At 65.5% G+C, this 12525-nt stretch carries 9 protein-coding genes and 1 pseudogene; 2 read left to right on the forward strand and 8 right to left on the reverse strand.

What is annotated here, in order from left to right:
• Window positions 1-2 precede the first annotated feature (2 nt).
• The 5 genes and pseudogenes from IPP28_09120 to tdh all read right to left on the reverse strand — a co-directional run bounded on the left by IPP28_09120 (window position 3) and on the right by tdh (window position 4851).
• Window positions 3-470 carry a PilN domain-containing protein gene (locus tag IPP28_09120; GenBank protein ID MBL0041181.1) on the reverse strand — a complete coding sequence of 156 codons (468 nt, stop codon included), beginning with the start codon at window positions 468-470 and terminating at the stop codon, window positions 3-5.
• Window positions 467-1718 (reverse strand): annotated as a pseudogene (locus IPP28_09125) (NAD(P)/FAD-dependent oxidoreductase). Before IPP28_09125 ends, IPP28_09120 begins: the two are co-directional and overlap by 4 nt.
• Before the next feature lie 33 nt (window positions 1719-1751).
• Complete coding sequence (locus tag IPP28_09130; GenBank protein MBL0041182.1) at window positions 1752-2483, reverse strand: arginyltransferase; 732 nt, start codon at window positions 2481-2483, stop codon at window positions 1752-1754.
• Window positions 2480-3829: a hypothetical protein gene (locus IPP28_09135; protein ID MBL0041183.1), complete on the reverse strand. Its 1350-nt coding sequence runs from the start codon at window positions 3827-3829 to the stop codon at window positions 2480-2482. The genes IPP28_09130 and IPP28_09135 overlap by 4 nt, the downstream gene beginning before the upstream one ends.
• Window positions 3829-4851, reverse strand: coding sequence for an L-threonine 3-dehydrogenase (gene tdh, locus IPP28_09140; GenBank protein MBL0041184.1), 1023 nt, complete (start codon window positions 4849-4851; stop codon window positions 3829-3831). The genes IPP28_09135 and tdh overlap by 1 nt, the downstream gene beginning before the upstream one ends.
• 232 nt (window positions 4852-5083) lie before the next feature.
• Here tdh and IPP28_09145 point away from each other — a divergent pair, with 232 nt between their 5' ends.
• Complete coding sequence (locus tag IPP28_09145) at window positions 5084-6673, forward strand: VWA domain-containing protein (GenBank protein MBL0041185.1); 1590 nt, start codon at window positions 5084-5086, stop codon at window positions 6671-6673.
• Between the two features lie 131 nt (window positions 6674-6804).
• Window positions 6805-8979 carry a S46 family peptidase gene (locus IPP28_09150; GenBank protein ID MBL0041186.1) on the forward strand — a complete coding sequence of 725 codons (2175 nt, stop codon included), beginning with the start codon at window positions 6805-6807 and terminating at the stop codon, window positions 8977-8979.
• A gap of 98 nt (window positions 8980-9077) precedes the next feature.
• On the opposite strand, the gene IPP28_09155 is transcribed toward IPP28_09150, so the two are convergent.
• The 3 genes from IPP28_09155 to IPP28_09165 all read right to left on the reverse strand — a co-directional run bounded on the left by IPP28_09155 (window position 9078) and on the right by IPP28_09165 (window position 12522).
• Entirely contained in the window at window positions 9078-9635 is a 558-nt protein-coding gene (locus tag IPP28_09155; protein ID MBL0041187.1) for a zf-TFIIB domain-containing protein, read from the reverse strand.
• Between the two features lie 61 nt (window positions 9636-9696).
• Window positions 9697-11565, reverse strand: a complete 1869-nt coding sequence (locus tag IPP28_09160) for a hypothetical protein (GenBank protein ID MBL0041188.1) — start codon at window positions 11563-11565, stop codon at window positions 9697-9699.
• A 96-nt stretch (window positions 11566-11661) separates the two neighbouring features.
• Complete coding sequence (locus tag IPP28_09165; GenBank protein MBL0041189.1) at window positions 11662-12522, reverse strand: methyltransferase; 861 nt, start codon at window positions 12520-12522, stop codon at window positions 11662-11664.
• Between the last annotated feature and the right edge of the window lie 3 nt (window positions 12523-12525).

Raw genomic sequence — 12525 nt, forward strand, 5'->3', positions numbered from 1 at the left:
CATCAGCGCTTTGTCGGTGCCGGGCAAGGCAACGACTGAAACACCTCGCGGCCTTCGATCGTGCAGCGGTAGACGGTGGACTTCTTCGGTGTCGGCGTTGTCGTCGCTGACGTGCCTGCAGCCGCCGTCGTGGCTTCGGGTTCGGGCTTGCGTTCCAGCATGATCTCGAAGCTCGGGTGGCCGTTGGCGTCGAGCATGATCTGCAACAGTTCAGGCTTGTGGAATGCGTCTGAAGTATCGAGAGCGCGCAGGTAATTGCTGACTGTGGCGTTGCGGTCGGCGCGGCCGGAGATCTGGAAGCGACTGTCTGAGCCGTTGACGAACTCGACGCGGTCCACGGTGACCGCGGCGGGTGCGAGTTGTTTCAGCGCATCGACGACGTCTGCGGGCGCAGGTTCGCCGGCCTGCGCGATGGCGACGGCCAGACCGAGCGCGAGCGCGGTGAGGAACGAACGGGGAATCGCGGTCATGAATGCTCCGGTGGCTTTGAGTCGTTGCGGGATTGCCCGAGGATGATGCGGGCGTGGCGCTGGTAGGTCCAGTACGCCCAGGCCCAGTTGAGCAGCACGATCAGCCGATTGCGGAAGCCGATGAGGAAGAACACGTGCGCGGCCAGCCAGAACCACCAGGCGAACAAGCCCGGAGAAACGCAGGCCATGCAGATCGACGACGGCAGACATGCGTCCGATGGTGGCGAGGTTGCCGAAGTCGCGATACCGGAACGATGGCGCGGGCTGTCTCGCGATTCGTGTGCGAATCACCGCCGCCACGTGTCGACCCATCTGCTTCGCTGCCGGTGCGACGCCGGGCACGGGTTTGCCGTCCTGCTGCACGCTGGCGAGATCGCCAGCGACGAAGAGTTCGGGATGGCCGGGCACGCTGAGGTCGGGCTCGACGATCACGCGTCCCGCGCGGTCGCGAGGCGTGTCGAGCAGGGAGCCAAGCGGTGATGCGGCCACACCGGCTGCCCACAACACCGTACGTGCGGCCTGTTCGGTGTCGCCAATGCGGTAACCGGCGGCATCGATGGACGCGACTGGCCGCCCGGTGAGGACCTCGACACCGAGTCGTTCGAGTTGCCGGCATGCGGCTTCGGACAAGGCTTCCGGAAAACCCGCGAGCACGCGTGGGCCGGCCTCGATCAGACGAATCCGCGCCGAGGCCGGATCGATACGCCGGAACTCGCGCTTCAGCGTGTGCCGCGCGATTTCGGCCAACGTACCCGCGAGTTCGACACCCGTGGGTCCGCCGCCGATCACTGCGAAATGAAGGCATGCCGCGCGTTCGTGCAGATCATCCGTGGCTTCCGCGCGTTCGAATGCGTTCAGGACGCGACGTCGGATGTCGAGTGCATCGTCCAGCGTCTTCAGACCCGGGGCAAGGGATTCCCAGGCATCGTGGCCGAAGTAGGCATGGCGAGCGCCGGCGGCGAGCAGCAGGTAGTCAAAGGTGAGGATGCTGCCGTCCGCCATCGTGACCGTGCGCGTCGGCGCGTCGATGCCGACGACCTCGGCCATGCGCACTTCGACGTTGCGCTGGCCGCGCAAGATGTGGCGCAGCGGCGCAGCGATGTCCGGCGACGACAGTCCGGCGGTCGCGACCTGGTAAAGCAGGGGCTGGAACAGATGGTGGTTGCAGCGATCGACCAACGTGATGCGCAATGGCGCCGAAGCCAGTGCTCGCGTCGCCCACAATCCGGCGAAGCCGCCGCCGACGATAACGAGATGCGGATGAGCTGCAGCGTCCACGGGTTACTCCGTCGTGTCCTTGCTCGTCGGCAAGCGTTGCCAGTGGCCTTCGCGCAACAGTTCCAGCGGCTGGTAGTGCTGCTTGTAGCCCATCTTGGCGTGGCCATCGAGCCAGTAGCCGAGATAGAGGTGTGGCAGGCCCATGCGTCCTGCCCAAGCAATCTGCTGCAGGATGCAGAACACGCCCAGGCTGCGGCTGGCCATGTCCGGGTCGAAAAACGTGTAGACCGCGCTCAGGCCGATCGGCGTGACATCGGTCACCGCGGCAGCGACCAACCGCTCGCCTTCGCGCACGCACAGGAACCGGGTATCGCACCAGCGGGCCTGCAGGAACTGTTCGAAATCGGCGGCGCCGGCGCCATCCATGCCGCCGCCGGCGTGGCGTGAGCCGAGATAGCGCTGGTACAGGGCCAGGCGTTCGTCGTTGCAATACGGCGGCTCGATGCTCACGCGCAGGCCGCTGTTCCGCTTCAGGCTGCGTGCCTGGCTGCGATTCGGCTTGAACTCGGCGACGACGACGCGGCTCGATACGCAGTCGCGGCAGCCGACGCAGTCCGGTCGATAGACCCGCGGCCCGGAACGCCGGAAACCGGAGCCCAATGCATTCGGGAAGACATGCTTGAGTTCGGGCGATTCCGGATCGAGCACGAGGTCGCGGGCGAGGCGATCGCGGTAGTACCCGCACGGATGCTCATTGGTGCGGTAGAGCTTGATGCTGATCTCGCGGGCGCTCATCCTGGCGCGAATCCGTCGGGCAGCGGCAGCGCTTCACGGGTGCTGCGCGGCAGATCGAGTCGCAGCCCGAAGCCGCGGCGCGTGAGTTCGCGCTGTGCGCGCATCGTCGCTTCGCCATCCAGCCAGATCTCGCGTTTTGCGGCGCGCAGGGCCGGGTCGTCGAACAGGTCGGCGATCGGCATCGTCCAGCTGAGTACGTCGACCGGCATCGGCACGACCAGCGTGTCATCGATGCGCGCGACCAGCATGCGTCCGGCTTCATCCAGTTCGACCGTGGCGCCGGCCGGGCGGTGCATCTCCAGCAGCTGCAGGGTACGCACGAGATAGCGCGCCTCGGCATCGGTTTCAGTCTGCGCGATCAGGTCCAGCAAGGCGTCGCAGCGGGCCAGGTGCAAGGCTTCCGCCGCATCGACCAGGTGTTGCCATTGCGTCGGCGACAATGCGCCGACATTCATCGATTTCGTGATCATCGGATCGTCACCGCACAGCACCGTCATGCGTTCGCGCTGCAGGCGGCCGAGCGCGATCGGATCAAGTTGCCAGACGACATCGTCGATCTTGCGGCTCACACCGATCGCTTCACTCGCCCCCGGCGCCATCGCATCGATCGCGGCGCTCAGGCTCTTGTCGCCGACCAGACGGGCCCACGCGACGCGATCGAGTTCGCGATTCAGCAGGGCATTGCGCGAGTACGGGTCGACCCCCATGCGCTGGGCGAGTTCGCGCCGCGCCGCGGTGAACCCGATCCAGCGCTTCGCCAGCTTGCCGGTACGCTGTTGCGATTGCAGCCACCAGTCCGATTCGCGTGCGTGCGGCGTCGGCGATGGCGGCCCGATGCCGGGCCCGGCATCGTCCTCGCGCCATTCCTCGCTGGCCTGATCGCGGGCCTTGGCGGTTTGCTCGCGCAGATCGCGCCACTTCGAACGCAGGCTGCGCATCAATCCGCCCGGGATCGACTTCACCGTCTGGATCGGATGGGTGCCGATGCGTGCGAGGGTCTTGGCGATGTCCTTGCTGGCATGACCGATCGCGTTCGCGAAGGCCGACGTGCGCGAGATCGCGGCGAGCTGTTCGATCACCTCGATCTCGTGGATGCGCTCGACCAGTTCGGCGCGGCCTTCAACCTGCAGATAGCCGTAATCGGTCGCCAACCGGAACTGCGCGAGATAGCCGCGCATCGGCACCACCGGATCGATCTGCCAGCTTGGGCCGGACAGCAGGGCCGGCTGCAGCACCTGGTCGCTGCGATACTCGGGCTCGGCTTCGAACGCATCGGCCGTGGGCTCGGTCGCCCCCGGTTGTCCCGAGACGAGCAAGCACGCGCACAGGGCAAGCAGCGTGCGCATCAGTTCCAGCTGCAGACGACTTTGCCGCAGGTGCCTGCATCCATCAGGTCAAAGCCGCGCTGGAAGTCGTCGATGTGGATCTGGTGCGTCAGCACTTTCTGCAGCGGGAAGCCGGTCAGCACCATCTGGGTCATCTTGTACCAGGTCTCGTACATGCGGCGGCCGTACATGCCGTGCATGGTCAGGCCCTTGAAGATGACCTTGTCCCAGTCGATGCCGGCGCCCTTGGGCAGGATGCCGAGCAGGGCGATCTTGCCGCCGTGATACATGCAGTCGAGCATGTCGTTGAACGCGTGCGTGTTGCCGCTCATCTCCAGGCCGACGTCGAAACCCTCCATGTGCAGGTCCTTCACGACGTCCTTGAGCGACTGTTTGCTGACGTTGACGACACGCGTCGCACCCATGTCGGCGGCGAGTTTCAGACGGTAGTCGTTGACGTCGGTGACCACGACGTTGCGCGCGCCGACATGCTTGCAGATGCCGGCGGCGATGATGCCGATCGGGCCGGCGCCGGTGATCAGCACGTCTTCGCCGATCACGTCGAATTCGAGCGCGCAGTGCGCGGCATTGCCGTAGGGGTCGAAATAGGCCGCGAGCTCGCTCGGGATCTGGTCCGGGATCGGCCACAGGTTGCTGGCCGGCATCGCGATAAATTCGGCGAAGGCGCCATGCCGGTTGACCCCGATGCCGATCGTGTTCGGGCACAGGTGCTGGCGTCCGGCGCGGCAGTTGCGGCAGTGTCCGCAGACGATGTGGCCTTCCGCCGAGACGCGATCACCGATGCGATAACCGGTGACGCCCGGGCCGAGGTCGACGATGCGGCCGACGAATTCGTGGCCGATGACCAGGCCCGGCTTGATCGTGCGCTGGCTCCATTCGTCCCATTTGTAGATGTGCAGGTCGGTACCGCAGATCGCGGTCTTCTCCAACTTGATCAGCACGTCGTTGGGACCAATCGTCGGCATCGGCACCTGTTCCATCCAGATGCCCTTCGCGGCTTCCTTCTTGACCAGGGCTTTCATCATCGCTTGCGACATGGGCGTTCTCCGGAGCGGGGACGCAATTATGGGGGAGGGCGCTCCGGGTCGCGACCTCCAAGTTGTGGACTGGCGCTGGCGCTGGCGCTGGGCCGGGCGAGGGATGACTGGTCGTTGAACGCGCCGCTGCCGCAGCCGGGAATGCTCCCTCAAGGTTCATGCACACGTCGACAGAGTCGAGGCGCTTGTCCCGTCACTCACCCACGAAGGAGTCACCATGCTGCGTCGCGCCCCGGTTTTGCTCGCGGTCCTACTGCTGATGTTGTCGGCTTGTGCTTCAAAGAAAGCGGTCAGTGACGAGGCGCCGCTCGAGGTGGCGCCTGAAACCGCCGCGGCCTATGCTCCCGCCGACATGGACAGTTCGATGCGCATGGCCTATCCCCCGGACGGGGAGCGCTATGCGCGTATCGAACAGAACCGCGTGACTCGCGTTGTCGACCAGCCGGTATCGACGTTTTCGGTCGATGTCGATACCGGCAGCTACAGCAATGTGCGGCGGATGCTGAATGCCGGCTACCTGCCACCGGCGGACGCGGTGCGCGCGGAAGAGTTCATCAACTACTTCGATTACGACTACGCGCCACCGACGCAACGCGAGGCGCCGTTCGCTGTGCATACCGAACTCGCGCCGGCACCCTGGGCGCCGAATCGCCATCTGCTGCTGGTCGGTCTGAAAGGTTACGAACTGCCGTCCGAAGCATTGCCGCCGGCGAACCTGGTGTTCCTGATCGACACGTCGGGATCGATGATGCCTGCGGACAAGCTTCCGTTGCTGATCGACGCGTTCAAGCAATTGGTGCCGAAACTGCGTCCCCAGGATCGCGTCAGCATCGTCGTTTACGCCGGCTCCGCCGGGGTCGTGCTCGAGCCGACGCCGGGCGATCGCGAGCGCGTCATTTTGGCGGCGCTGAATCGGCTGGAGGCGGGCGGTTCGACCAATGGTGGCGCCGGCATAGATTTGGCATACGGCCTTGCGCGCGAGGCTCGTATCGACAGCGGCATCAATCGCGTGATCTTGGCGACCGACGGCGACTTCAACGTCGGCGTCCACGACCTGGCGACGCTGAAAGCCAGGATTGCCGAGCATCGCGAACAGGGCATCGGACTGACCACGCTCGGTTTCGGCGACGACAACTACAACGACGAACTGTCCGAGCAACTGGCCGACATCGGCAACGGCAATCATGCCTACATCGATTCGTTGAACGAGGCCAACAAGGTGTTCGGTGAGGAACTCTCATCGACCCTGTTCACGATCGCGCACGACGTGAAGGTGCAGGTCGAGTTCAATCCCGCGTTGGTGGCGGAATATCGATTGATCGGTTACGAGAATCGGTTGCTTGCACGCGAGGACTTCAACGATGACCGCGTCGACGCCGGCGAGATCGGAGCTGGCCACGATGTCACGGCGTTGTACGAGATCGTGCTGGTCGGATCCGGGGGCGAACGCACCGACCCGCTGCGCTACACGGCTGCGGCCACGTCAGCGGCTGGTGCGGGCGAATTCGCCTTCGTCAAGCTTCGATACAAGACGGCGCAGGGAGCCGACAGCCAACTGCTGAGCATTCCGGTGACGCGTGCCCAGATCGCCGAGCGAGCGGGTGCACGATTGCAGCAGGCAGCGGCCGTGGCCGCGTTCGCGCAGCGGTTGCGAGGTGCGCAGGACGCCGGGCTCGATTTCGAGGCGATTGCCGACTTGGCTCGGGAGAGCAGCTTGCCCGATCGCCACGGCCATCGCGCCGAGTTCGTCGAACTGGTTCAACGTGCAAGCGCGATCGCGGTCGGCGTCACCGCAGCTTCACATTGAGCCGATCTCGGGCGGCTTCGTCCCGGGCCGCCCACGTTCTGCACCATCGCGCCGTCTTGGCGTTTGCAGCCTGCCTGCCCCTCGGGCATAACACGCGGCTTCGCAATCCTGTTCGAGGTCCGACCATGCATATGTTGGTTCGATTCACCCTGCTCGCCACCGCGTTGGCCGCGGCCGCCGTTTCCGCGGACGAAGGCATGTGGCCGCCGTCGCAAATGCCTTCGATCGAAGCGAAGTTGAAGGCGCGTGGACTCGAACTCGACGCGACGGACCTGTCCTCGCTGACCGAGTATCCGTTGAACGCCATCGTCGGTCTGGGCTATTGCACCGGCTCGTTCCTGTCGCCCAGCGGACTGGTCGCGACCAATCATCACTGCGGTTTCGGCATCGTCCAGTTCAACTCGACGAAAGAAAAGAACCTGATGGCTGATGGCTTCCTGGCCAAGGACTTTGCGGCCGAACTGCCGGCCGACCCGAACCAGCGCCTGTACGTGACCGAATCGATCACCGACGTCACTGCGCGGTTGACGCGGGGCATGGACGGCGTGGGCGGACTGAAGCGATACGCCACCATCGACAAGCGTTCGAAGCAGGCCGCCGCCGAATGCGAGCGCGATCCGGGCTATCGCTGTGATGTCTACAACTTCAACGGTGGCCGCAATTACCTGTTGATCAAGCAACTCGAGATCAAGGATGTGCGCCTGGTGTATGCACCGTCCGAGCAGATCGGCAACTTCGGTGGCGATGTCGATAACTGGATGTGGCCGCGCCATACCGGCGACTTCACCTTCCTGCGCGGCTATGTCGGCCCGGACGGAAAGCCGGCGCCCTACAGCAAGGACAACAAGCCGTATCAGCCGAGGAGCTGGCTCAAGATTGATCCCAAGGGCTTGCAGGTGGGCGATTACGCGATGGTCGCCGGCTATCCGGCGCGAACCAATCGTTCGCGCCTTGCCGAGGAACTGCGCGATGCCATCGAATTCAGCTATCCGCGCAGCATCACGAACATGGGCGAGGCGCTCGACACCATCGCGCGCATGACCAAGGACCGCCCGGACGCGGCGATCAAGTACGCATCGACCGTGCAGAGCCTCTCGAACGGCTGGAAGAATCAGCAGGGCCAGCTCGAAGGTTTCGCGAAGACTACGGCGGTCGCCGACAAGGAAGCGGAGGAGGCACGCCTGCTCGCGTGGATCGATGCCGATGCTGGTCGCACAGCCAAGTACGGCCGGGCCGTGACGGCGCTGAAAGCGGAACTGGCGCGGATTCGTTCACTGCGTGAAACCGAGCTGTATGGCAACAGTCTGCTGTCGATGGGGCCGACACTGTATGGCGCCGCGCGCGACCTGTACAAACTCAGCCGCGAACGGCGCAAGGCCGACGCCGAGCGCAGCTTCGGCTTCCAGGCGCGCGACGAGATCAAGTTCAAGGGCCGCATGGCCTCGATCAATCAGCGCTTCGATGCCGAAGTCGATCGTGCCCTGTTCGAACTTTCGCTCGGTCGTTACCTCAAGTTGGCGAAGTCGGCGCGCATCCCGGAAATCGACCGGGCCCTCGGCATCGACCGCGACGGCATGACCGTGACGGACCTCGATGCCGCGCTTGATCGACTCTATGCGAACACGAAACTCGGCGGCCTCGACGCGCGCATGGCCTTGCTCGATGCGACACCGCGCGACTTCGAGAAGTCCGCCGACAGCTTCGTGCAGTTGGCCGTCGCGATGTATCCGGCCTTCGAACGCATGGAAGCCGAGTGGAAGGTGCGTGCCGGCAACGATGGCCTGTACCGGGCCGCCTATCTGGATGCACTGATTGCGTTCCGCGAATCGGAAGGTCGTCCGGCCTATCCGGATGCGAACAACTCGCTGCGCGTCACTTATGGATCGGTCACCGGTTATTCACCCAGGGACGGTGTCGCCAATACCGAATTCACGACGCTGGAAGGTGTGCTCGCCAAGGTCACCGATGCTGATCCGTTCCTGCACCCGACGCGTGCGGTCGAACTGATGCGTCAGAAGCACTACGGCAAGTATGCCGACCCGAAGCTTGGCACGGTGCCGGTGAACTTCCTGACCGATGTCGACATCACCGGCGGCAATTCCGGGTCTCCGACCTTGAACGGTCGCGGTGAAGTGGTCGGCCTCGTGTTCGACGGCAACTGGGAATCGGTGAGCGCGAGCTGGGTGTTCAATCCGGCCCAGACGCGCGCCATTCACGTGGACATCCGCTACATGCTGTGGGTCATGGACGAAGTCGATCAGGCCGATCATCTGATCCGCGAGATGGGACTGGAACCGACGCCTTGATCCGGTAAAGCGTCGCGGGGCGGAGCCCGCTCCCACAAGAGCCAAGGCGAGCGATGCAGGGGCGTAGCGCGCTACGCCCCTACGCCCCGCGATTTAGGTCAAGCCCCTTCGGTCTGCGACAGGAACAGGAAGGCGAGCAATTCCTTGCCCTTCGGGTGCCCGGCCAGCCAGCCGCGCAGCTCCTTGGCCTTCGCGAAATCGTCGCCCAGCTGCTCGCGCCAGCGGGCTTCGGCGCGGCGCCTGGCCTGTTCCTCGCGCAGACGCTTTTGCCAGTTGGCGTCGAAGATCTTGGCGAGCTGACCGCTGCGCGCCAGTTGTTCGACTAGGCGCCATTCGCCGTGATCCAGCCAGACCAGATCGCAACGATCGCAATGATCGATGTGGTTGGCAGCATCGGCCGAGAAGCGGAACTTGGTCATGAAGCCCTTGCATTGCGGACAGCGCAGCATGGCCTTGTTGTCTTCGGTCTGACTGCTGGCCTCGCCGGCGTCGCTGATCGCATCGTCCGGCGCAGCGTGGGCATTGCGCCATTCCCGATAGTCGATCAGCGACAACAACGCGCCGCGGCACTCCGGACAGGACTGTGCCGGCAATTGCTCGGTCAGCGTGGTGCTGCGCAATTCGTTCGCGGAGCAGGTGGGGCAGGGCAGATTCATCGGAGCGTCCTCGGGTTCTCGACCGGATGACGCGATACGGTGCCCGAAGCTGTCATCGCAATCAATCGAAGCCGTCCGCGAACAGCGCGTCATCGACGATCGTGATCGTCGCTGGCGTGAAGATCCCGGGCCCGGTCGGCGTCACCGTGAATGTTTCGCTGCCTTCGGCGAACGGGTCTGCGTGTACCTGCACCGCAATGCTCGCCTGGTTGGTCCACGGGTTGAACACGACATTGCCGTTGGCAAGGGTGAAGTCGGTGCCGCCACCGGTGGCTGTGCCATTGGTGACGCTGTAACCCACGGTCGTGACGGCCTCGGTGGTGCCGCTCAGCGTGACCGGGATGTAGGCCGTGACGCTGCCGGTCGCAGGTTCGACCAAGGTGAATGATGCGATGGTCGGTGTCGGTGCGGGTTGTGCGGCGAGGGGGGTGGGATGACGGAGCACGCGAACGCCCGACGAGGGCAAAGCGTTTGGATTGCTGGCGCCGTGTGCGCCGGGCAAGGCCGCCGTCGCAGCCTGCGTGTAGCGCAGGCGATCGACAACGGCGCGCGTGGTGGGATCGAAGATGCCAATGGATGCGCCACCGTGGCCACCGGCGCCGGGGCCGCCGGCACCGCCGTTGCCGCCCTGGCCGCCCGCGCCACCAGCGCCGCCGTCGTCTCCCACAGGTCCACCCAGGCCCCTCGGACCGCCGGATTGTGCGTCGCCGCCGTCGCCGCCGTCCCCACCCTGGCCGCCGCTCGAAGGCTTCAGGTAGTTGTCGGCAATCGTTGCATTCGATGTGTTGTCCACGACGATGCCGATCGACGCACCGCCGGCCCCGCCGGACTGGGCACCGAAACCAGCGCAGCCGCCCGCGCCGCCGCCGCCGCCGCTGCCGCCCAGGTCGGGGTTGCAGCCCACGCTGCAATTCTGGCCGCCGCCACCACCACCACCGGCGCCACTCTTGCCGTGGGTGCCATCGACGCCGGCGGAGCCTTGGGGCGGCACATAGAGTCCACTGTTGAGCGCGCCCACGATCGACACCGCCACGCTGCCCGAGGGGCCCGGAACGCCTGCAGCGCCGTTGCCGCCCCCCGCGCCTGGAGCGCCGTCGGTACTGAAGCTCGATGAGGTCGCTCCGCCGCCGCCGGCCGTGGCCCCGCCCGAACCCGGTTCGCCGGATTGACCATTTGCTCCCGTGATGCCGACGCCGCCGCTGCCGCCCTGGCCGCCGATGTTGGAGGCATCCGGGCAGGTGGGATTGTTCCCGCCGGCTCCGCCCAGCAAGGCAATGGTCGAACTGGACTGGCGCGCGGCCTGGCCATCGAGGCCATTGGGGGCCTGCGTCGGTGAACGATCGGGCGCGTCCGCAGCATCGGTGCCATCTGCGCCGCTGCCGGGTTCGATGCGGTTGTACCGAATGAACACGGGCCCGGCGCTGTTGATGACGCGAATGCCGTAACTGCTTTCGCCGGCGGCGACGGCATTGGTCGAACGCAGCGTCAGGAAGGACAGCGTGGCGGGCACATTCACGGCATTGGCGAGAACCGCGGTGTTGCCGCCTTGAACAATGGTCGCGACCGAGCCGGTGCTCTGCACGCGCGCCCAGGTCGCGTCGAATCCGCCGAAGACGTGCACGCCGCCCACCATCGTCAACGATTCGTTGTAGGTGCCGACCTGCACCAGCACCTGCGGCATCAGGTGGGTCTGCGCCAGCGAGATGCCTTGCGAAATGGTCGCGACCGGTGATTCCGGCGTCATGCCGCTGTTGGCGTTGTTCCCGAGCGGCGGCGGCGCGACGAAGATCGCCTGATTCAACTCGCCGTCGATGCCATCGCCGTTGCTGTCGACGAAGTAGGGGTCGGGAAAGTCCTGCGCGTGAAGCATGCCGCTGGCGGCCAATCCGGATATCGTCATCCGACCGATCAATCGCGTGTGATTGTGCATGGTTCGCATCCTCTCAGGCGTGGCGCTAGCGTAGCGCACTGCCTTCGTCAGTCCATACGCAGTCCCGCGCGCCAGGAGGCCAAGCCCGGCAACCTGCTATCGACGCGTCGGTCCGCTCGCCTTGGTCGCGTATACGCCATCGAGGACGAGTTCGGTCCTGAATCCGGACTTCTCCAGCCGCCGGGCGACCTCGGCCGGCACGTCGCGGCCGCTGGTCTTGCGGTTCGGCGCGCCCGTGTAGTGAAACAGGCGTCCGCCGGGACGCAAGACGCGCGCGAGCTGGTCGTAGAACGATTGGGCGTACAGTTCGCCGGCGATGCCGAAGCGTGGTGGATCGTGCAGCACCGCATCGAAACCCTGATCGGGCAGGGCGTGCATCAAGTCCGCGATATCGCCGTGCACGAGGTGCAGGCGCCCGCCGGCCTCGGCGCTGTCCGGGGCCGGCGACCACGGATTGTGCCGACGCAGCCACAACACGTCGCGGTTCTTTTCGACGCTGTGGATGTGCGCCGCGCCGTCAGCCAGGCAACACGCGGCGAAGTAACCGAGGCCGCCGCAGGTGTCGAGAATCTGCTTGCCGCGCGGCTGGATCAGCGCGACCTTGCGCTTCGCGTCGTCCATCGGCGCGATCTGCGCCGAGACCAGCATCTTGATGCCGTCGATCTCGAAGGTCGGCGTGCCCCACTCGGTCGGCACGAGCTTGATCAGCGAACCCGCATAACGCTGCAGCGGCACGAACGCCGAACCGTCCCAGAAATACACCGTGCGGTCTTTCAGTGCTTCTGGCCATGGATAGCGCGTGCCGCACCACTGCCAGCCCTCGGCATCGAGGACAGCTTCACTGCGGGTGCGGCCGAGATCGAACGAATCGACCACCTGCGCCGCACCGCAAGCGCGCGCCGCGCGCAGTGCCTCGGCAAGCGCGCGCGTCAGCAGCGGGCCGCTGTAGCGGGACATCGC

The organism is Lysobacterales bacterium (assembly GCA_016721845.1).
GTDB lineage: Bacteria > Pseudomonadota > Gammaproteobacteria > Xanthomonadales > Ahniellaceae > JADKHK01.